The organism is Marinobacter arenosus, assembly GCF_019264345.1.
Classification (GTDB): Bacteria; Pseudomonadota; Gammaproteobacteria; order Pseudomonadales; family Oleiphilaceae; genus Marinobacter; species Marinobacter arenosus.
In genome coordinates this window covers 1704571-1726183 of sequence record NZ_JAHVAO010000001.1, presented here as the reverse complement: position 1 = coordinate 1726183, position 21613 = coordinate 1704571, and the positions used below count along the sequence as shown (strand labels likewise).

General features: G+C 59.0%; 20 protein-coding genes. 13 read left to right on the top strand and 7 right to left on the bottom strand.

The features are described 5' to 3' along the window. Positions 1-51: 51 nt before the first annotated feature. On the top strand, positions 52-1131 hold the full coding sequence (locus tag KXD86_RS08030) for an efflux RND transporter periplasmic adaptor subunit (RefSeq protein ID WP_218635516.1): 1080 nt from the start codon (positions 52-54) through the stop codon (positions 1129-1131). Next, positions 1131-4157 (top strand): efflux RND transporter permease subunit, encoded by a 3027-nt coding sequence (locus KXD86_RS08025; protein WP_218635515.1) that lies wholly within the window; start codon positions 1131-1133, stop codon positions 4155-4157. The genes KXD86_RS08030 and KXD86_RS08025 overlap by 1 nt, the downstream gene beginning before the upstream one ends. A gap of 12 nt (positions 4158-4169) precedes the next feature. Here the strand turns inward: KXD86_RS08025 and KXD86_RS08020 are convergent, their stop codons facing one another. From KXD86_RS08020 to KXD86_RS07995, 6 genes are all read right to left on the bottom strand, one after another. Beyond that, on the bottom strand, positions 4170-5222 hold the full coding sequence (locus tag KXD86_RS08020) for a succinylglutamate desuccinylase (protein ID WP_218635514.1): 1053 nt from the start codon (positions 5220-5222) through the stop codon (positions 4170-4172). Positions 5223-5377: 155 nt separating this feature from the next. Next, positions 5378-6100 carry an ABC transporter permease gene (locus KXD86_RS08015; RefSeq protein ID WP_218635513.1) on the bottom strand — a complete coding sequence of 241 codons (723 nt, stop codon included), beginning with the start codon at positions 6098-6100 and terminating at the stop codon, positions 5378-5380. Between the two features lie 3 nt (positions 6101-6103). Continuing rightward, positions 6104-6808: an ABC transporter permease gene (locus KXD86_RS08010; RefSeq protein ID WP_218635512.1), complete on the bottom strand. Its 705-nt coding sequence runs from the start codon at positions 6806-6808 to the stop codon at positions 6104-6106. Positions 6809-6856: 48 nt separating this feature from the next. Beyond that, complete coding sequence (locus tag KXD86_RS08005) at positions 6857-7612, bottom strand: transporter substrate-binding domain-containing protein (protein ID WP_218635511.1); 756 nt, start codon at positions 7610-7612, stop codon at positions 6857-6859. Between the two features lie 85 nt (positions 7613-7697). Then, positions 7698-8468, bottom strand: coding sequence for an ABC transporter ATP-binding protein (locus KXD86_RS08000; RefSeq protein ID WP_218635510.1), 771 nt, complete (start codon positions 8466-8468; stop codon positions 7698-7700). A 156-nt stretch (positions 8469-8624) separates the two neighbouring features. Continuing rightward, the gene (locus KXD86_RS07995; protein ID WP_218635509.1) at positions 8625-9383 is read right to left on the bottom strand and encodes an FCD domain-containing protein; all 759 of its coding nucleotides are present in this window, start codon (positions 9381-9383) and stop codon (positions 8625-8627) included. Positions 9384-9656: 273 nt separating this feature from the next. Here KXD86_RS07995 and dctP point away from each other — a divergent pair, with 273 nt between their 5' ends. From dctP to glcF, 7 genes are all read left to right on the top strand, one after another. Then, positions 9657-10793, top strand: a complete 1137-nt coding sequence (gene dctP / locus KXD86_RS07990; RefSeq protein WP_218635508.1) for a TRAP transporter substrate-binding protein DctP — start codon at positions 9657-9659, stop codon at positions 10791-10793. 100 nt (positions 10794-10893) lie between these two features. Then, positions 10894-11598, top strand: coding sequence for a TRAP transporter small permease subunit (locus KXD86_RS07985; RefSeq protein WP_218635507.1), 705 nt, complete (start codon positions 10894-10896; stop codon positions 11596-11598). After that, the gene (locus tag KXD86_RS07980; protein WP_218635506.1) at positions 11595-13130 is read left to right on the top strand and encodes a TRAP transporter large permease; all 1536 of its coding nucleotides are present in this window, start codon (positions 11595-11597) and stop codon (positions 13128-13130) included. The genes KXD86_RS07985 and KXD86_RS07980 overlap by 4 nt, the downstream gene beginning before the upstream one ends. A 22-nt stretch (positions 13131-13152) precedes the next feature. Beyond that, positions 13153-13578: a GlcG/HbpS family heme-binding protein gene (locus tag KXD86_RS07975; RefSeq protein ID WP_218635505.1), complete on the top strand. Its 426-nt coding sequence runs from the start codon at positions 13153-13155 to the stop codon at positions 13576-13578. Positions 13579-13670: 92 nt separating this feature from the next. Further along, positions 13671-15143 carry an FAD-linked oxidase C-terminal domain-containing protein gene (locus tag KXD86_RS07970; RefSeq protein ID WP_218635504.1) on the top strand — a complete coding sequence of 491 codons (1473 nt, stop codon included), beginning with the start codon at positions 13671-13673 and terminating at the stop codon, positions 15141-15143. Continuing rightward, a complete protein-coding gene (glcE, locus tag KXD86_RS07965) occupies positions 15136-16203 on the top strand; it encodes a glycolate oxidase subunit GlcE (RefSeq protein ID WP_218635503.1) in 1068 nt (355 codons plus the stop codon). The genes KXD86_RS07970 and glcE overlap by 8 nt, the downstream gene beginning before the upstream one ends. A 13-nt stretch (positions 16204-16216) precedes the next feature. Then, positions 16217-17425, top strand: a complete 1209-nt coding sequence (glcF, locus tag KXD86_RS07960; protein ID WP_218635502.1) for a glycolate oxidase subunit GlcF — start codon at positions 16217-16219, stop codon at positions 17423-17425. A 74-nt stretch (positions 17426-17499) separates the two neighbouring features. Here glcF and KXD86_RS07955 read toward each other — a convergent pair whose 3' ends face one another. Continuing rightward, positions 17500-18738 (bottom strand): hypothetical protein, encoded by a 1239-nt coding sequence (locus KXD86_RS07955; RefSeq protein ID WP_218635501.1) that lies wholly within the window; start codon positions 18736-18738, stop codon positions 17500-17502. A 298-nt stretch (positions 18739-19036) separates the two neighbouring features. On the opposite strand from KXD86_RS07955, the gene KXD86_RS07950 reads away from it, so the two are divergent. The 4 genes from KXD86_RS07950 to KXD86_RS07935 all read left to right on the top strand — a co-directional run bounded on the left by KXD86_RS07950 (position 19037) and on the right by KXD86_RS07935 (position 21550). Continuing rightward, positions 19037-19477, top strand: coding sequence for a DUF4124 domain-containing protein (locus KXD86_RS07950; protein WP_218635500.1), 441 nt, complete (start codon positions 19037-19039; stop codon positions 19475-19477). A gap of 37 nt (positions 19478-19514) precedes the next feature. Beyond that, the gene (locus KXD86_RS07945; RefSeq protein ID WP_218635499.1) at positions 19515-20318 is read left to right on the top strand and encodes an enoyl-CoA hydratase-related protein; all 804 of its coding nucleotides are present in this window, start codon (positions 19515-19517) and stop codon (positions 20316-20318) included. A gap of 168 nt (positions 20319-20486) precedes the next feature. Then, positions 20487-20780, top strand: a complete 294-nt coding sequence (locus KXD86_RS07940; protein WP_218635498.1) for a hypothetical protein — start codon at positions 20487-20489, stop codon at positions 20778-20780. A 170-nt stretch (positions 20781-20950) separates the two neighbouring features. After that, complete coding sequence (locus tag KXD86_RS07935) at positions 20951-21550, top strand: hypothetical protein (RefSeq protein ID WP_218635497.1); 600 nt, start codon at positions 20951-20953, stop codon at positions 21548-21550. Positions 21551-21613 lie beyond the last annotated feature (63 nt).

Genomic DNA, 21613 nt, shown 5'->3' with positions numbered 1-21613 from the left:
CGATGGAGCGGGCGCCTGCCACCGACATGAACATGGACGAAAGGATCGATCATGAAGCCACTCTCCCTCCCATTTGCCGCCGTTTCCCTGGTTGTCATTTCAATGGTACTGGCCGGATGCAAGGCCGGTGATGTGTCGTCGGAGACCGACATTCCGACGGTCTCGGTCCGTGTCGCCGAGGTAACCGGCGGGCAGACAGAGGGAATCCCCCTGCGCTTTTCCGGGATTGTACGGGCCACTCAGCGGGCGACCCTGACCTTCCAGGTGAGCGGCACCCTGAAGGAGCGGGCGGTGGAATTGGGTCAGCGGGTGGCGGTCGGTGAGGTGCTGGCCCGGGTGTACAACCCCGCGCTGGCACCGGCCCGGGATTCCGCCCGGGCCAAGCTGGAGGAGCTGAATACCCAGTATGAACAGGCCCGGCGGGAGTGGGATCGTTCGAGCCGATTGCATGAACGCGGCGTGGTGTCCGAGCAGAGCCTGGAACAGATTGCCGCCCGACGCGACGCACTCAGGGCCAGCGTGGCCACCGCCGAGGCTGCCCTTGCCGAAGCCACGCAGTTGTTGAACGAAAGCACCCTGCGCGCGCCCTTTGCCGGTCGGGTGGAAGCCCTGCTGGTCGAACCGGACGAGTTTGTCGCCGCCGGGCAGCCGGTCATGCGCCTGTCCTCGCCCCAGGGTCGTGAAGTCGAGGTTCGGGTGCCGGCGTACCTGCTGGACCACGTGGCACTGGAGCAGGAGTTGCCGGTCTGGTCCGTGCAGGACAGGCATCGTCCGCACCAGACCGGGTCAGTGATCGAAATTGCCCAGGCCGGTGCCGTGCGCGGCGAACTGCATCCGGTACTGGTCAGCCTTCCCGTGGATACCCTGGAGCCGGGTGAGCCCGTTGAGGTCGGCATTACGCCGGTCACCACCTCGGCGACGACGGTACCGCTGCTGTCGGTCATCCGTACCGCCGATGGAACCGGGGTCTTCCGGGTGCGTGGCGGGGAAGCGAGGCGTATCCCGGTGACCGTTGAGCGGGTGATCGGCGAACGGGTTGTGGTCCGTGCCGACGCGCTCGCTCCCGGAGACCAGGTGGTGTACGCGGGTATGACGCGCCTGACCGACGGCGATGCGGTGGAGGTGCGCTGATGACTCGCCGGCTCCTGAACTGCCAGCGCCTGCTCGGCATGGTGGTCACCATGTTGTGCCTGCTTGGGGTGGCCGCCTACAGCACCATGCCACGCCAGGAGGATCCCTCGTTTCCCTACCGCGCCGGCATGATCAATGTGAATTATCCGGGGGCCAGTGCCGATGCGGTCGAGCGGCTTGTTTTGCGTCCCCTGGTCGATGAACTGCGCCAGGTTGAGGAGGTGGAGTTTTCCCAGGGTACCGCCCGAACCGGTGTTGCGCTGGTGAGGCTGCGTCTCAATGACACCATCTACGATACGGACCCCGCCTGGGACAGGGTCCGGCTTGCCATGGAACGGGCTCGGAAGGATTTCCCGGATGACGTTGGGCAAATGGCCCTGGATGATCGATTGATCGATATTCCCGCCATCGTTCTGGCGGTTGCCGGTGGCCCGTCGGTGACGGAACTGAGCGCGGTCGCCGAACGCCTCAAGCAGAACCTCACGGACATCAACGGAGTGTCTCGCATCGACCTGGAGGGCGATGCCGACGAGCAGATTACCCTGGCGCTCGACGATGCCGCGCTGTACCGGCTGGGTATCTCGCCGGCCCGGGTCATGGACACGCTGGCCCGCCGCAACCAAACCATTCCCGGTGGTTTTGTGGTGGTTAACGGGCGGCGCCTGTCGGTGCTGCCAAACAGCGAATTTGCGGACATTGATGCCATTCGGGCGACGCCAATAGAATTGCCGGATGGCTCGCAGGTACCCCTTGCGGCGGCCGCCGATGTGTGGCGCGGCCCCGTCGAACCCAGGCAGCCGGAAACCTGGTTTGACGGCGAACGGGTTGTGCTGGTTTCCATCATTATGGAGGAGGGCACAACCGACGCGATCCGTTTCGGCCAACGGGTGCGGGAGCGGCTGAACGAGATCCGGACAGAATTCGAGCCCTACGAGATCCGGGAGATGTTCTTTCAGCCGGATAAGGTCGAAGACCGGCTGGATAACCTGGCCTGGAGTCTGGTGTTGTCGGTCCTGATCATTGTGGCCGTCGTGTTCACCGGCATGGGTATTCGCATGGGCCTGCTGGTGGCCTCGATCCTGCCCATGGTGGCGTTGATCAGCGTCGGCCTCTATGACCTTGGCGGAGGCGTGCTGCACCAGATTGCCGTCATCGGCATGGTCATTTCCCTGGGCATTCTGATCGACAACGCCATCGTCATCGTGGAAAACATTCAGGGTTACCTGGATGAGGGTGCGCGACGCCTGGATGCCCTGCGCCAGGCCGTTGCCGAGCTGGCAGGTCCGCTGGGTGCGTCCACCGGAACAACCCTGGCGGCATTTGCGCCGCTGTTGTTATCCAAGGGCGGCGCCGCCGACTTTACCCGCGGGGTGCCGGTCATGATCATGCTGACCCTGTCGGTCAGCTACCTGTTGGCGATCTCAGCGGTGCCCCTGCTGGCCGCCAGATTTCTGAAGCCCCGGCGCAATGTCGGCAAGGACCGGCTGTCGGGGCTTGCCCGTTACCTTGGAAGCCTGGTGTTTCGTTTCCCCGGCCGCCTCATTGCCGCGGGTGCCCTGTTGGTGGCGATCAGTGTGGCGATGACGCCGTTCATGGCCCAGCAATTCTTCCCGAATGCCGACCGGCCCCGGGTCATCGTTGAGTTGTTCATGCCTGAAGGTACCGATCAGGCCCGGACGGCGCAGGCGGCCGCGGACCTGGAACAGATGATCCGTACCCAGCCGGATGCTTTGGAAATTCACCGGTTCGTGGGTTTCACCGGGCCAAGCTTCTACTACAACCTCCAGCGGGCACCCCAGGCGCCAAACCGGGCCCGTCTGGTGATTCGCACGCCCACACTGGCGGATACGACCGAGATGATCCGCTGGGTCCGTGGGCACGTGGCCGACGAGATGCCGGAACTGGACGTCACTGTTGGTATTCTCGGCCAGGGGCCGCCCAGGGCGGCACCGGTGGAGGTTCGGGTCTATCACGCCAACGACGAAACCCGCACAGAGGCCGTGGAGCGGATCTTTGGCGTTCTTCGGGGTGTCGAGGGCACCGTCGATGTTCGCCATGATCTCGACATTGGCGTACCCAGCATCGCCATCAACGTTGACGATGCCACGGCTGCACGATACGGGCTGACCCGGGCCGATGTGGCCCAGAGCCTCTATGGCCAGAGTTTTGGTGTGGTGGCCGAACGCTACCGCCAGGAGGAGGACCCGATTCCCCTGGTCCTGAGATCCCGGGAGGGTACGTCTCTGCCGCTGTCCCGATTGCTGTCCGTCAACGTCTACAACAAACAGGGCGACGCCATACCGCTGTCGGCGGTCGCCAGTGTTGAAACCAGCTGGGAGCCGGCTGTGCGCTATCTCCGGGACGGCGTGAGGATGAACACGGTCACCGCAAACCTGCTCCCCGGGTATGGGTTCAGCAAGGCCCTGGATGGCCTGCATCGTGCGCTTGAAGCCAACCCCCTACCGGCCGGAACCCGCATCGAAATGGGTGGCGACGCGGAAGGATCGGGCGATGCCAACGGCGCATTGCTGACGGCGGCGCCTATCGGCGTGTTGCTGCTGCTGTTTTTCCTGTTGCTGCAGTTCAATTCGTTCCGTCGCGTGGGCATTATCCTGTTGACGGTTCCGCTGGCCACCGTGGGTATCTTCCCCGGTCTGGTGCTGTCGGATTCCCCGTTTGGGTTTCAGTCGCTGCTGGGCGTCATTGCTCTGGTGGGCATTGTGGTGAACAACGCCATTGTGTTGCTGGATGTCATGGACCGGCGATTGGAGGCGGGCGAGGGCATCCGTGACGCGGTACGCCAGGCCGTCGAGAAACGCACCCGGCCGATTCTGCTGACCACGGCCACCACTGTGGCTGGGCTGCTGCCGTTGGCTTTCTCAAGCTCAACACTCTGGCCGCCCATGGCCTGGGCGATCATCTCCGGCCTGCTGGCGTCCACCGTGCTGACCCTGCTGGTGATTCCCGCCGTGTGTACGCAGCTGATCAAAACCCCTGTGCCGGAACCGGAAAACGCCCCGGCCTGACGTCGGGACGGGTCAGGCGCCGACGCTTTGCCGGGGCCTGATCAGTAAGCCCACGCGCTGGCCGACCGGTACATCCCGGTTGGGGAACACGATGGATTCCGGGATAGCACCCACCCGGTAACAGGTGTGGTCATCTTCCCAGATCACTGTGCCGGGTGCGTACTCGGTAAAGTTGGCCACGTCATCAGGCACGTGAAATTCAAAGCGTGCCCCGGTGTTCAGGATTTCGTGCACCACTTCAAACACCGTCAGCCCGGCCGATGACGAGATGGGTTGCTGCGGCGCCGGGGCGCCACAAAACCGACGACGCAGGGCATCGCGAATGCCGTGAAACCGGGTCAGGTCGTTTTGCCCGAATGGCCGAACCTTTCCAAGCTCTACGGTAAAGCTCTCGGCCCCCAGCTGGGACGATGAAAACGACGAGAAGGTGGTGCCCGATTTGTGCTGGAGCAGCAGGGTTTCCACCTCGGCCTCCAACAGAAAATCACACTGATCAGATGGCACGCGACGACCTTCCACAAAGGGATACAGCGCAAACTTTTCCCGCCGGGACGGCCGGATCGCCGTATGCAGGTCATAGTGCGAAAGGGCAAGGTCCGGGTGGCTCTCTGAGAATTGCCGGCATAGCGTCTCGATCTGACGGGCCCGAGCCGCCTCGGGCAGGTCGCGATACTCGGGCTTGCTGTGGGCACCGTGGAACAGCCGGTTCATGTTCACTTCCAGAAACCGTTCGCCAGCCACCATGGCGGACGGGTTGCCAAGTATCAGCAGTAGCGGGCAGGCCAATTGCCAAGCGCCTTCCAGCAATTCGTTGACCAAACCATTGAGGACCTCAATGGGAGCGGTCTCGTTGCCGTGGATGCCGGCGGAAATGATCAGGGCTTCGTGGTTCGGATTGGGTCGGCTGGCAGGGGGCGTCAGTTCTAGTACACCGAGCATCCTTCGAACAACGCGGGTGCCGTCAACCAGCACTGCTTCGGACTCTGGCAACTCGGAGGAGGCGTTGGCCAAGGTGTGTGCCAGCCAATCCGAAGAATCAGAAAAGACGCTAAGGTGTGCCGCCATTGGGATCCCCGAATAAGGTTGATGGGTGGGCGGCGATCAGCTTTCCGGGAGTGTGTGAAACCATGGATGGTTTCACTCAAGCGCCCATGGATGGGCTCGTAGCGTCTCCCGGAAAGCTGATTGTCGGCCGCCCCGGCACCAGATCAAGCAACGGATCAGTTGCTGATTGGGCGCTGATGCCGCAACAAATGATTTTCAAGCTTGCGGAATGCAAACACCAGAATAAACGTCAGCATCATGTAGATCAGCGCGACAAAGATAAACGCATCGAACGGCGCATAGAAACGGGAGTAAATGTTCCGGGCCGCGCCGGTCAGGTCCACAATGGTCACCACGCTGGCGATTGCACTGGAATGCAGCATGAAGATGACTTCGTTGGAATAGGCTTGCACCGCACGACGGGCCGCACTGGGCAATACGATGCGCCGGATGCGCATGAACCAGTTCATGCCGTAGGCCTTGGCGGCTTCAATCTCGCCGTGGGGCGTTGCGGCAATCGCGCCCCGGATAATCTCGGTCGTGTAGGCCGCGGTATTCAGGACAAAGGCCAGCAGCGCCGGGTAGAACGGTTCCCGGAAGATTTCCCACCAGAAGGTTTCCTGAATACCCGGAATCTGGGCAATACCGTAGTAGATGATGTACAGCTGGATCAGCAGGGGCGTACCCCGGAACAGGTAGGTGTAAAGCCATACCGGGCCGGAAACGAACGGATTCCTGCTGGTTCGCATGATCGCCAGGGGAATGGCGCAGACCAGGCCGATGACGAGAGAGAGAAAAACCAGTTGAACGGTGTTCACCAGACCATTCCAGTATTCGAGGATGGTCATGGCGGTAAAGATTTCGTTCTGGTTCAGCCACTGGGTGATAAAGTCTGGCATCGCTTATCCCCCCTGAACCACGCCAACGTTGGCGCGTTTGTTGAGCCACTTGATGAACAGCTCGGAGCCGGCGGTCAGTGCCAGATACACGAACGCTACCGGTATAAAGAAGTGGAATGGCATCCGCTCGGCCTTGGCGGCCTCCTCGGCAACCCGGACCATGTCGGTCAGGCCGATGATGGAAACCAGCGCCGTGGTTTTGAGCAGAACCTGCCAGTTGTTGCCGATGCCTGGAAGGGCGTGGCGGAGCATTTGCGGGAAAATAATCCGGCGGAACGTGTGCCAGCGGGTAAAGCCGTAGGCCCGGGCCGCTTCAATCTGCCCGGTTTCGACCGCCAGGAAGGCGCCGCGAAAGGTTTCGGTCATGTAGGCGCCAAAAATCAGTCCGATGGTGACGACACCTGAAATGAACGGGTCGAACTGGAAGAAAAAGTCGATTTCGTACGCCTCCCACAGCAGATCGGAGAGGTTATTCACGGCCACCTGGCCACCGTAGTAGAACAGCAGCATCATGACCAGGTCCGGAACCCCGCGAATCAGCGTGGTATAGGCTGTCGCGACACCTTTGGCCAGACGGTTGCTGGATAGTTTGGAGGAGGCGCCAATCAGTCCGAGAGTGACGGACACGGCCAGAGAGAGGAAGGCCAGTTCAATGGTTATGACTGCCCCGTCGAGTAGTGCCGGGCCATAGCCTTTCAGATCGAGCATGGAAAAGTCCGGTGATCAGGGGTGGCCAGTGCGGCCACCCCTGCGGTTTTACATCTTGATGTCGTAGTTGAAGTACTTCTGCATGATGGTGTCGTAGGTGCCATCATTCTTCAGTTTCTTCAGGGTTGCGTTCACCTTGGCGGCGAGGTCTTTGTCACGCTGACGCATGGCAACACCAACACCTTCACCCAGCTTCACCGGCTCGCCAACTTCCTTGAAGCCGTCTTTGCCGAGGATGGTCTGCTCGCCAACGGGGTAGTCAACAAAGACCACGTCCAGGCGCTGACCTTCGAGGTCCAGAACCATGTCGTCAGCGGTGGTGTAGCGCTTGATGGTGACAATGCCGCCCATCTCTTCGGTCACGTAGGTGTCCATGGTGGTGCCGCGCTGAACGCCGACGACCTTGCCTTCCATCGCGGCCATGTCGGTGACGTCGGTGTCGAATCCGTCACGAGCGAACCAGCCGCCCGGTGTGTTGTAGTACGGCTCGGAGAACAGGACGCGCTCGGCGCGCTCCGGGGTAATGGACATGGAGGACATGATGGCGTCGAATTTGCGCGCCAGCAGTCCCGGAATCATGCCGTCCCATGCCTGGATAACGAATTCGCAGTCCGCTTTCATTTCCTCACACATGGCTTCAGCCAGCTCGACTTCAAAGCCGGTCAGCTCACCGTTTTCATCCTTGTATTCGAACGGCTCGTAAGGCACGTCGAACGCGATACGGATTTCTTTCCAGTCCTTGGCCTGGACCGTGCCGGCCGCCATGGCCAGGGCGCAACTCGCTGCAACAATCAGTTTCTTCATGTGTCACTTCTCCAGTGGTTTGCCTTTTCGGCTTATTTTTTATGGAAGCTTTGCATCCAGTACGAATTCAAGATAGCACCGAGTGTCAGAAGTTGGGAGCCAGGAACTGTTTCATGCGTTCCGAGTCCGGGTTATCAAACACTTTTTCGGGGGTACCTTGCTCTTCGATCACGCCCTGATGCAAAAACAGGACCTGAGTTGACACATCCCTTGCAAAAGCCATCTCGTGAGTCACCACGATCATGGTTCGGCCTTCCTCGGCCAAACTCTGCATGACCTTCAGAACCTCACCGACCAGCTCCGGATCCAGGGCCGAGGTCGGCTCGTCAAACAGCATCACCTCCGGCTCCATGGCAAGCGCCCGGGCAATCGCCGCGCGCTGCTGCTGGCCGCCGGACATCTGGGCTGGGTAGTAATCCTTGCGCTCGTAGATACCGACTTTCTGGAGGTAGGCCTCGGCCCGCTCGATGGCTTCCTTCTTGGGCACCTTCAGCACGTTCACTGGCGCTTCGATGATGTTTTCCAGCACGGTCATGTGGGACCAGAGATTAAAGCTCTGGAACACCATGGACAGTTTGGCGCGGATCAGTTCCACCTGCTTGTTATCGGCCGGAATTCGCTCACCCTTGCGGTTGGTCGTGAACCGGATTGGATCACCGTGCACGATAATGTCGCCGGATGTGGGCGTTTCCAGCAGATTGATGCAGCGCAGGAAGGTGCTCTTGCCAGAGCCGGAACTGCCGATCAGGGACACAACATCGCCTTTACGCGTTTCCAGGGAAATGCCCTTGAGCACTTCCAGCTTGTCGAAGGTCTTGTGAATATCCCTGCAGATCAAAGGCGCTTGGTCCGCCATCTGTCGCTCCCGAGGCTGTCAGTCAAAGGCGCATGTTTTACGGACTGTGGCTGCGGAAATCAATACCCATTGCCGAGGGTTTCCCGCGTGTCCCCACAGAACGTGGCATGCCGTTGTGTAACAAAATGTCTGATTTGCGCTGGCAGTCTACCGGCATCACAGGTTTGTTTGCGAATGTCGTGCCGACGCGTCCGGTGGAACCGGCATCCGGATCACCTCGCTGCCGTCTTTCTCCATATCTCGCATGGCATCGCTGACAAACCGGACATGAGCCGTGGCCGCTTTTTGTGCCGCACCGGGTTTGCCCGAAATCACGGCATCGTAGAGTTGACGGTGCTGGCGGACGATCTTCTTGCGCATTTCCTGGCGTGGGTTCAGGTTGGCCACCGACGCCTGAACCGTCATCAGCATCATGTTCTTCAAGCTGTTTAGAACATGGACCAATACCGGATTGTGCGAGGCCTCCACGATGGCGAGGTGAAAACTGTGGTCTGAACGGGCGTTGCTCAGCGGATCGGTTTCTTCCAGGGCCCGGAACGCCTTGGTGATTCGATGCCGGTCCAGGCTGGTCGCACGCTGGGCCGCCAGGAATGCCGCCTGTCCTTCCAGCTGTTCCCGCACTTCCAGCAGATCGTAAAGGGTGCGCGGGTGGCCCTCGAACAGATGCATGAGCGGGCTCTGGTCATCAATTCTGTTGGAGCCGGAGACCATGCTGGCAACAAACGAGCCTTTGCCGTGCCGGGTCTCAATGACGCCACGGCCCTGGAGCTCGTGCAGCGCCTCGCGAATGATCGCACGAGACACACCGAGGCGGGCAGCCAATTGGCGTTCGGACGGAATTTTCTGTTCCGGCGCCAGCCCGCCATCGAGGATCAGCCGCTCAAGTCGGTATGAAATTTCCTGGGATATCGCCATTGAAATGCCTATTTGTGCTTGCTGGTCTGACCAGTGACGTTTGTGATTGTAAGTGATTCGTCCATTGACCGGTACGGTCTCAAGCCCTGTAAATATGGCCGATTCCCACCAATTCGTCCATTTGTAATGCAGGAAAAACTGGTCTGACCAGTGCCCGGATAGCTGGACTAAACACGGAATGGCTACGAATATCTTTCTAATGTCGGTCGATGTGCTGCATCGGACCGGCGTTGATCTGACGCTGAGAAAAACAACGCTAACGGAGATGTGTCGATGAACTCGAATAAGAACATCCGTATTCACGGTGACACGGCCGAGGCTCCACCTCGGAGAAGTTTTCTGAAAACGGCCGCGGTGGGCGCGGCCTTCGCAGGCGCGATGCTGATGGGCGCCGGCCAGGCCCAGGCCGCAACGACCTGGAAAATCCAGTCAGTTTGGGACGCCGGCACGGTCGGCTATGACCTGTTCGAAGACTGGTGTAATGGCATGGAAGAGAAGTCCGGCGGTGAACTGATCTTCAAGTGTTTCCCTGCCAAGGCCGTCGCCGCCGATAACAACTCACTGTTCGATTCGGTTCGCAGTGGTGTTCTTCAGGGCATGAACCCGTTCACTCTGTACTGGTCCGGCAAGATTCCCGCTTCGGTTTTCCTGTCATCCTATCCAGGCGGCCCCGATCAGCCTCATCAGTGGGACACCATGTTCTACTCACTGGGCATGCTGGAGAAGACCCGGGAAATCTACGAGAAGTTCGGGCTGTTCTACGTGGGCCCGATCCAGCACGACGCAAACATCATTCACTCCAAGAGTCCGGTAAACAGCCTCGAAGACTTTAAAGGCATGAAGCTCCGGGTCCCTGGCGGTATGGTCGCTGAGGTGTTTCAGGCGTTCGGGGCTTCTACCGTGAGCCTGCCGGGCTCTGACATTTTCCCGGCCCTGGAGAAGGGCACCATCGACGCAGCCGATTACGTAGGGCCGGCGGTAAACTGGGAACTGGGCTTTTCCCAGGTGACGGATTACATCCTGTTCGGACCTCCTGGCGTGATGTCGATCTACCAGCCGGTGGACCTGATGGACCTGACCGTCAACCTGCGCGCCTGGAAAGCCCTGGATCCAAAACTGCAGAAACTGGTTGAGGACGAAGTGCGCATCTATTCCCAGAAGCACTACCTGACCATTCAGAAGCGCAACGTCGAGGCCATGAAGAAGTTCAAGGATGCGGGTGACACCGTGAGCCGTCTGAGCCAGGAAGATGTGGATGAGTGGCGTCGTAAAGCCATCCCGATCTGGTACAAGTGGGCGAACAAGGACGAGAGTGCCCGTGAGATCTTCGACATGCAGGTCCAGTATATGATGAACGATACCGTCGGCTATATCGATGAATCTGATCTTGAAGGCGTACCGGGCCGGTAACACCTTCCTGGACTAACAAATAAGAAACAAGGGGAAGGTCAGGGACGACTCCGACCGAGGCGTTCCGCCTTCCCCGTTTTGTGGCTGAGGAAGTAACAACATGTCTGATCTTGAAGGTTTCGGATTCGTAATGCCGCACTGGTTCTACTGGGGCTGGCTTGCGGTCATGCCGCTGATCATGATGGCCTGGGACAAATGGAGTAGCGGTCATGGAGGCGAGACTGCTGAGCCGGAAATGACACCGGCGGAATTACAAGCGCAAGAGGATGATCCCCTCTATTACCTCCAGTTCGAAGGCAACTGGTTTACCAAGATAGTGGATTGGATCTGCGACAAATCCGGTTTGTTCGTTGCGTTCTGGACGATCAATGCCGTTGTGTTCTATTTCTTTGGCGTGGTCATGCGCTACATCTTTAACATGCCCTCCATCTGGGTCCATGAGGCCAGCTTCCTGCTGCTGGGTATGCAGTATATGCTGGCCGGGGCCTTTGCCATGCTTCATGGTGCCCACGTGCGGGTGGATGTGATGTACAACATGCTGCCGGCGCGGGGAAGAGTTGGCCTGGACATCTTCACGTCGATGTTCTTCTTCATTTTTGCCCTGATTCTGCTGGTTACCTCCTGGACCTTCTTCCTGGATTCCTACGCCATGAACGAAACCACGGTTGAGACCTGGGGCATTCAGCACTGGCCGGCCAAAGGCATGATGGTGCTGGGTTCATTACTTCTTTTACTCGCAGGCATCTCCAAGCTGATCAAGGATATTGTCCTGTTTGTCCGCCTTGGCCGGGAGCGCACCGCATGACTACAAATACAACAACTGCGCCGGGCAGTAACCTTGTCGGGAAACTGAGTACCTGGCTGATGATTATCGCCACAGTGGCACTGGCGTTTGTCATCTGTGTCGAAATGATCAACATTCTTTTCTACGACCCGTGGAGCGACGAGAAATTCCTGTTCAAACTCTCGGGCAGCCTTTCTGACGTCAAGGTCGGGCCTTTGACCTACCTGATGTTCGGTTCCCTCGCCGTGGCCCTGATGATGGGGTTGCCACTGGCTTTCGTGACCGGTGGTCTGGGGGTGATGTTCATCTACCTGGTGGGCGACGCAATGATGCTCAACCTGGTGCCGGGACGCATCTTCCCGATGATGACCAACTCCGATCTGGCGGCAATACCGCTGTTTATCTTCATGGCCTCGATGCTTGAGCGTGCCGGCCTGATTGAGGAAATGTTCAGTGTGGTCTACAAGTGGATGGGTGGCCTGAGTGGCGGTCTGGCGACCGCAACCATTCTCGCCTCGACCCTGCTGGCCGCCATGGTGGGGGTTATTGGTGCCGCTGTTGTCACCATGGGCATCATCGCTCTGCCGGCGATGCTCAAGCGCGGTTACGATCAGAAGATCGCGCTGGGCTCGATCATGGCGGGTGGTACTCTGGGCATACTGATTCCTCCCTCCATCCTGGCCATCCTCTATGCGGTTGTTGCCCAGCAATCGGTCGGTGAATTGTATCTCGGTTCCGTGGTCCCGGGCCTGATGCTGTCTTCCATGTACATTGCCTATGTGCTGATCCGCAGCTGGATTAATCCGAAGCTGGGGCCACCCGTACCGGTGGAAGAGCGGATTTCCCTGAAGGAAAAGCTCCTGCTAACCAAAAACCTGATTGCCCCACTGATCCTGGTGTTTCTGGTGTTGGGTCTGCTGTTCGGTGGCATTGCAACGCCCGTGGAAGCGGCCGGTATTGGCTCCTTTGGCGCCATCGTGGTGGCCATGATGCACGGCAGGTTCTCCATTGCGGGACTGCGGGAAGCATCCGTCACCACGACCAAGGCATCCGCCATGGTGCTGTGGATCATGTTCGGTGCTTCGGTCTTTGTTGGCTTCTACATCCTTCAGGGTGGCCAACAGTTTGTCACGGATGCCATTCTGGGCACCGGCATGTCGCCTTACGGCATTCTGTTCCTGCTGATGTTCCTGCTGGTGGTTCTCGGTATGTTCCTGGACTGGGTGGGTATTCTGCTGCTGGCAGTTCCCATTTTCATTCCTATCGTCAAGGCGCTGGAGTTCCCGGGGCTGTTGGGCTTCCCGCCTGTGGCAGGGGATGATGTTGTGCTCTGGTTTGGTGTGCTCTACCTGGTCAATATGCAGATGTCGTTCCTCAGTCCGCCCTTCGGTTACGCATTGTTCTACCTCCGCGGCGTTTGCCCGCCGGAAATATCCATGGCCACGATTTTCAAGTCGTCCCTGGTGTTCCTGGCGATTCAGGCGCTCGGACTGTTCATGTGTATCCTGATTCCCGGCATCGTAACCTGGCTGCCGGGGCTGGTTTACGGCTAATACACTCAAGGAGTAACGCACTATGTTGACTATTAACAGGCTGGATCTGGCCGATGCCCGCATTCTGATTGAGGGCGCGGCGGAAAAGGCCCGAGAGATCGGAGTGCCCATGTGCATTGCGATCGTTGACGAATCCGGCAATCTGATCGCTTTTGAGCGCATGGACGGCGGCAAGATCACCAGTGTGACCATTGCCCAGGACAAGGCGTTCACGGCGGCGGCCGCCAAGAAAGCCACCCACGACTACAACAAGGCCAACGTGCCGGGCAGCCTTGCCTTCGGTATCCACACCGAGGTTGGCGGTCGTTTGAGTTCCGTGGGTGGTGGCCTGCCGGTGATTGTGGACGGCGAAGTGGTCGGAGGCATCGGGCTGAGCTCCGGGACGCCCCAGCAGGACATGGACTGCGCCCAGGCGGGCATTGACCACTTTGAAACCAAACGCAGCTGATTGCTGTCAGATGAGAACGGGCGGGCTTTCGGGCTCGCCGGCTCACTCCGCAACAGAGCGGAAAATGACGTGATACGAATCCAGAGAACGTTATGACTACCAAGCCGAAAGTCAGCAAAGCCGAGCTGGCCGAGCAGTTCCGGGCCTTCATCGACCCGAACTTCGTTATCACCGATGACGAAACCATGAAACCCTACGAATGCGACGGCATGTCGATGTACTGCGAGATGCCCTTGCTGGTGGTCCTGCCGGAGACGGTTGAGCAGGTTCAGCGGGTCATGCGCATCTGCAACGAAAACCAGGTGCCGGTCGTCGCCCGGGGCGCGGGGACCGGTCTCAGTGCCGGCGCCATGCCCAACAAGGAGGGCGTGGTGCTCTCGCTGGCCAAGTTCAATCGCATTCTGGAAATTGACCCGCTGGCACGAACGGCTCGGTTGCAGCCCGGGGTTCGCAATCTCGCGATCAGCGAGGAGGCCGCCCAGTACGGGTTGTATTACGGCCCGGATCCGTCCTCCCAGATTGCCTGCACCATTGGCGGCAACGTGGCGGAGAACTCCGGCGGCGTGCACTGCCTGAAATACGGTCTCACGGTGCACAACCTGCACAGCGTCGAAATGGTCACCGCCGAGGGCGATGTCGTGACGGTTGGCGGCGATGGCCTGGACACCTGCGGTATGGATCTGCTGGCGTTGATGACCGGGTCGGAAGGGCTGTTGGGTGTGGTCACCGAAGTGAAGGTCAAATTGCTGCCGAAACCCGAGGTGGCCCGCGTGGTCATGGCCGGTTTCGACAGTGTTCAGAATGGTGGCGATGCCGTTGGTGGCGTGATCTCCCACGGCATCATCCCCGGTGGCCTGGAGATGATGGACGGTCACGCGATTGTCGCCGCGGACGATTTTGCCCAGGCCGGCTATCCGCGCGAGGCGAAGGCCCTGTTGTTGTGTGAAGTCGATGGCACGGAAGAGGAAGTGGACGAGCACATTGCCCAGGCCGAAGAGGTGTTCCGCAAGTTCGGCGCGACCTCCGTGCGCACCTCCCGGAGCGAAGAGGAACGGGCACTGCTGTGGAAAGGCCGGAAGTCCGCGTTTCCGGCGGTTGGCCGGATCTCGCCCGATTACTACTGCATGGACGGCACCATTCCACGCCGGGAATTGGCCAATGTGCTGCTCCGGATGGAGGAGATGTCTGAGGAGTTCGGTCTGCGTGTCGCCAACGTTTTCCACGCCGGAGACGGCAACCTGCACCCTCTGATCCTGTTCGATGCCAACGTGCCCGGTGAGTTCGAGCGGACCGAAGCGTTCGGCAGCAGCATCCTGAACCTGTGCGTTGAGGTGGGCGGGTGTATCACCGGCGAACACGGTGTCGGTGTCGAGAAGATCCGCCAGATGGCGGTTCAGTTCAACGATGACGAACTCCAGCAGTTCCATGACGTGAAGGCCGCCTTCGATCCCGCCGGCATTCTCAATCCCGGTAAGGGGGTTCCGGCCCTCAAGTTCTGCCAGGAATACCGTTCCCTGGAACACAAACAACACAAGCACGAACAAACGGAAGCCGCCCATGGCTGATATTTTCCAACATATGCAGGAGCAGGTGCTCCACGCCCGCGACAGTGGGCACAAACTCAACATCGTCGGCGGCGGAACCAAGGCCTTTATGGGCCGGAAAGCCGATCCCGATGCCGGAACCCTCAACGTGGGCGAGCATACCGGTATTGTTGAGTACCACCCGGTCGAGCTGGTGTTGACGGTACGCGCCGGCACCCCGCTGAGCGATATTGAGGCCACCCTGGCCGAGCAGGGCCAGGCCCTGCATTTCGAGCCGCCCCGACTGGGTGCGGGTTCCACCATCGGCGGCACCCTGGCGGCGAACCTGTCTGGCCCTGCCCGGCCCTGGACCGGCTCAGTACGGGACCAGGTGTTGGGTATCCGCCTGCTGAACGGCAAGGGTGAGCACCTGCGCTTCGGCGGGCAGGTAATGAAGAATGTGGCGGGCTACGACGTCTCCCGGCTTCAGGCCGGCGCCCTGGGCAGCCTTGGCCTGATTACCGAGATCAGTCTCAAAGTGATGCCCAGACCGGCCGCCTCCATGACCCTGGTTCAGGACATGGCGATGGACGAGGTCATCCATTACATGAACAGCCGGTCCGCCGAGCCGAAACCGATCACCGGAGCCTGCTGGGTCGATGGCAAGGTCTATCTGAGACTCTCAGGTGCCCGGTCGGCGGTTGAAGCCACGGCCGAGAAGTGGTCGGGTGAAGTGATGGAACAGGGGGATCCGTTCTGGCAGTCCGTCCAGGACATGCAGCACGAGTTCTTTGCCGGTAACGACGTCCCGCTCTGGCGCTTCTCGGTCGGTTCCACCGCCGCCAATCCGAAGCTGGAGGGTGACTGGTTTATCGACTGGTCCGGTGCCCAGCGCTGGTACCGTGGTCCTGGGGAGCTGAAAGACCTGGAACCCCTGGCCAAGGCTGCCGGAGGACAGGTGAGTCTGTTCCGTGGTGGCGACCGCTCCGGCGAGGTCATGCACCATCAGCCGGAAGCCCTCAAGGGCATTCAGCGCCGTCTCAAGAACGCCTTCGATCCGGACAACATTTTCAATCCCGGACGCTTATACAGCTGGTTGTAAGAGCAGGAATACGATGCAAACTAATCTCGTTCAACAATTTGCCAACACGGCGGAAGGGCAGGAGGCCGAATCCATTCTGAGGGCCTGTGTCCACTGCGGATTCTGCACCGCGACCTGCCCCACTTATCAGGAACTGAATGACGAGCGTGACGGCCCTCGGGGTCGTATCTACCTGATGAAGATGTTTCTCGAGGGCCAGGAAGCCACCGAGAAAACCCGCGAACACCTGGACCGGTGCCTGACCTGCCGGAGCTGCGAAACCACGTGTCCGTCCGGCGTGAAATACGGCCGGCTGGTCGACATCAGCCGTGGCCTGATGGAAAAAGAGCTGCCGCGCGATCCCAAGGATAAGTGGCTGCGCTGGGGCCTGGCACGGGTGATCCCCAATCGCCAGTTGTTTGGTCTGCTGCTACGGCTCGGACAGGTGTTCAGGCCCGTTCTCCCGGAAAAGCTCCGCACCAAGGTGCCCCCGAGAAAACAGGCGAGCCCCTGGCCTACCGCCAGCCACAACCGGATTGTGCTGGCGCTCGCCGGTTGCGTACAGCCATCCGCGACCCCCAATACCAACGCGGCGGCTGCCCGGGTGCTCGATAAACTGGGCATCACCATGGTGGAGGCGCCCGAGGCCGGCTGCTGTGGCGCAGTGAACTACCACCTCTCCGAGCATGAAAAAGGCCTGGAACGGATGCGCCAGAACATCGATGCCTGGTGGCCGGCCATCGAGGCCGGTGCCGAAGCCATCGTCATGACGGCGTCTGGCTGCGGAGCCATGGTTCAGGACTACGGCCACCTGCTGAAAGATGACCCGGTCTATGCGGCCAAGGCCCAGAAAGTCAGCGAACTGTGCACGGACCTGGGGGCCTTCCTGCTGAAACAGGATCTGGAGAAGCTCAAGCTTGACCAGAGTCCCGGCAAGGTTGCCTTCCATTGTCCCTGCACGTTGCAGCACGCCATGAAGCAGAACGGTGTTGTCGAACAGGTACTCGCCAAGGCCGGGGTAAACCTGGCGGAAACCAAAGACAAGCACCTGTGCTGTGGTTCTGCCGGAACCTACTCCGTGCTGCAGCCGGAGCTGAGCCAGCAGTTGCTGGGCAATAAGCTCAAGGCGCTGACCGTCGACAATCCGGATCGCATCGTGACCGCCAACATCGGTTGCCAGATGCACCTGGAGACCAAGGCCCAAGTGCCGGTTCAGCACTGGGTTGAATTGCTGGATCAGTAAGGCGGGGTTGAGCCACCAGCAGGTGGCGTTTTAAAGGCCGGTGGTTTCCCGCCGGCCTTTTCTGTTTCTGTAGATTAGAGGTCGTTGAAAAATGCGAGGTAGCTCTTCGGCATAACTTCGCCGAATGCTTCTATTATCCATGCTTCTCTTTCGTCGTCAGTGATGGTTCCCCCGGTTCCATCTGGATCGAACCACTCCGCCTTGATGTTCATCGAGAGTCGATGCCAATCCAGCACTTTTTGGGCATTTACGCCTTCGAGTGCCACAAGCTCCAGATAAGCCTTCTTGAACTTGTCGATATTTTCGAGGCCCGGATCGGTTTCGTCAGTGCCAATGATATGGTCACGAACAACTGCGACATCCGTCAGGGACGCGGGGACGTCTTCACCCAGGAACAGATGGGTTTGGCCCTCTTTCGCCCAGAACGCAGTCACTTTAGATACCTGGTTAATAACGAGATGCGTTAATTCATGTCGGTACTCGTCTTCAGAAAAGTCCGGCGAAATCTTGATTCCGCTGGTCGATGATCTTCCAATGCGATCGTTGCTGGTTGCGCAAATCTGAATCTTTTTGAAGAAGGGGGCCCATTGGTCGTTCCAATCTTCCTGTCCGGGGTCAAAGGTGGGGTTGTCTGCAAAAAATTGGTCGTACCCTTCGTGAGCGTCCACCATGACGTCCCGCACTATTTTGGGATCTCTCTCGTTGACCAGGGTGTTGTAAACGAAGGCATACTGGAGGTCAGGGTTGGAACTAATATTCTGCCAGTCTGCATATCCATCTGGCATTTTTTCTGCTATTTCCGTCGCAAAGTAGTCGGAAATTTGATCGATCGTTACCCGTTTTTCAGTTCCCCCATCCAGATAGGTCAGCTGGCTTACCTCCGAAGCAAACTGGTTGAGATCCTTGAAACTTACCACTCGCTTCATTGCGTAAAAGGTGTCCCAGTTCAAGCCGAACTGCGGCAAGATGAAATCCATGGCACTCTGGGCCTTGGTCGCCGCGGTTCTCAGATCGTCGTTGGAGTGGGTCGTCAGGTTTGAAAATACGATGAAGTTTTCGGACTCAAAGTAATAATCGCTTGTTGAGCATTTCTCCTGGAAAATATCGGCATCCGGATTCTGATACCGTTTATTGGTATCAGTGCTGAAATAGAAATCTCCATCGACCGGATCCAGTTCACCGGCCTCATCTTCACCACTGCCAGAATCGTTCGTGTTTGTGGTGCCACTGCCACTGCCGCCCCCACCTCCGCAGGCTGACAAAGCAAAGGTCACCATGAGTGCACCCATCAAGGTCCAAATTCTGCTGTTCATAGACGTTCCCTATCTTTTACTTAAATACACACTTCAGACGAGAACGTCCTGATGGGCGTTCCATGTCCCGCTAAACAGATCGTGCTTCTTTGATTCCCGTTGTTGCAGTCACCAATCTATAAAGTAGTCCCGAATGATCAATAGCTCAAAATTCTATCGGTTGAGAACAACGCCGAACTGCCGGTCCGGCACTGGATCGAATTGCCTGATCGGTAAAACCGGACCGGTTTCAATGCATTCCCGGTCGGGTTCGTTATACTGCCGCGGCACATAACGTACCCACAGGGAGTGGATTTTTATGCCATGGATTCTGGCAGCCTTCGTTTTTTCGGCCATCTTCAATGCATCGGCGCACGCCGAGGTTTACACCTGGATCGACAGCCAGGGCATTGCCCATTTCTCGGATTACCCGCCTGGCAAGATCCCCCATCAGGCAGTCGATATCCAGCCGACGTCGACGATGCCGATGTCCGAGAATCTCCGGCAGGGAGAGCGTGTTTCCGGCATCCGTGACGATGTCCGGGGATTGCTGTCGACGTCAGACCGACCGGTCCGGAACAGCGGGGCAGTCGCGGAAAACCGTGCCAAGCAACAGAAGATCTGTGACAATTATCGCCGGAAACTGGAGCGGATCCAGTCCAAGCTCCGGACCGGCTATGGCAACGACAAGGGCAATACCCTGCGTCGCCAGCGGCGCGAGATCAGCCAGCAACACAGCCGGGAATGTATTCTGCGCTAGCGGTTAACCGCACCATTACCTGCTCGGGAGTCACGAAATGACCAAGCTGCCGCAACTGACGGATGCTCTGCTCACCCTCGATGAGCGTGTGGCCGTGCTGACCCTGAATCGGCATGACCTACGCAATGCTCTGACCGGCTCGAACCTCATCGATGACATCGTTACGACGGCCGAGTGGATCAACCAGTGTGAAGACGCCTCGGTGCTGGTGATCACCGGTGCCGGATCCTCGTTCAGTGCTGGTGGAAACATTCGTGACATGGCCGAGCGGGGTGGCGATTTTGCTGGCGATGTGGCCGAGTGTGCCGAGCGGTACCGTCGGGGAATCCAGCGGATTCCGCTGGCGCTACAGGCCGTCGAGGTGCCGATCATCGCGGCGGTGAACGGCCCTGCCATTGGCGCGGGCTTTGATCTGGCCAACATGGCCGATATCCGCATTGCCTCCGACAAGGCCAAGTTTGGCGAGACCTTCCTCAACCTCGGCATCATCCCCGGTGACGGTGGTGCCTGGCTGATGCAGCGGCTCATCGGCTATCAGCGGGCGTTTGAGCTGACGATGACCGGTCGCATTGTCGAGGCGGCCGAAGCCAGGGAGTTGGGAATCGTGATGGATGTGGTGCCGGCCGAAGCGCTGATGCCGGAGGCGCTCAAGCTGGCGGGTCGAATGGCCGGCCAGCCGCCCAAGGCCACGCGACTGACCAAACGCCTGATGAAGATGGCCCAGCGTATGGAGCTCAAGGATTTCCTTGATCTGTGCGCCTGCTTTCAGGGGATGTGCCATAACGAGCCTGAGCACCTTGAGGCCGTGAATCGGATGATTGACCAGATGGGGCGAAAATAAATCACAATGTGAGAGGGCAGGGCACGTCTGCCTCGGGCAGAAGGGTGATCAAAAAATGATCAATAAAACGCTCAAAAATTGATCTGAAGGGGTGTTCATTTCTCCGTGGGCAACTATATTGGTTGGGCTGAAAGCTGTAACCGTATGTCACCATCGGAGCACGCTCACATGAATGCAAATCTTCTCGCTCTTGCACTGCTCAACGACCCAAACTACACCCTTCAGTCAAACTTCCAGGAAGATTCCGAATCGGAGTCGGACGCCTCCCAGTCATCGTTTGAGCTGCTCTCCGAAGAGGGCGAGCTGGTAGGCTATGTGAAAACCTGGCATGAAGGGGACGACTTTGCCGGTTTTGTCCACTTCGATGTCGACGGCAATGTTCTGGACTGGAAGGTGTTCTCGAGAGCTCACCCCTCCGACTTGCCAAAAACCGCCTGGTCCCGGACGCGCCCCAGTCTCTGATTTGCGTGAATCACGCGCGTTTCTCGCTCCCCGCCCGCGCAGGGCGAAACTCTTGAAAGCCGCTTCACAGAGCGATACCCGGGCCCGGATTTCGGTTCGGGTCTGTGGCGCAACGGGCGAAGAGTAGTACACTGAGCATTGGTGTTGTTCCCCAAAGGAAGGCGGTTCTCGTGAAACTGAAAAGGATGTCCCTGGTTGCGGCGCTCGCCGTGGCCGGGTGTGGCGGTTCGGGCGGCGGAGATGTGGTTCAGGACGCGGACGGTATCGAGGCCATTGAAGCTGACGGAACGTCAAAAATTGTCGATGGTCCGGTCTGTTCCGGTACGTCAGCGGAACTCCCCGGCTGCTGGGTTACGTCTTGCGATCCAGCCCGCAATGAGTTCCGAAACCTGTACTTTCGCTCTACCGTCTCGTTCGCGGCCACCGGCGAGGTTCGTCACTACCTCCAGCGGTTTGATAACGCCAACTGTATCGAGCCTGCTATTCGGACGGAGCAGCTGTTTTCGGGCATTACCTTCCAACTTTTCCCGCGTGTCGTCGGCGAGGATGAGGCCAACGTGGACGGACGGATCCAGTTCGAGCTGTCGGAGAATGGCGCATCCAACGGCCTGGAAAGGAAGTCCCTGACGCCCTACGACATTACCCCGCAGGGGCAGCTCTGCTATGACACCGACGTGGTCCGATTCTTTTCCACGGGGTGGTCAGCCACCTACAGTGAAGATACCACGGCCACGATTTCCTATTCTGACTGCCTCTCTGACCTTCCCTGAAAAAAGCCGACGCCCGACTATTTGAGTCAGTGGAACTGACTGCTTGAATCCACAGGGAAAATG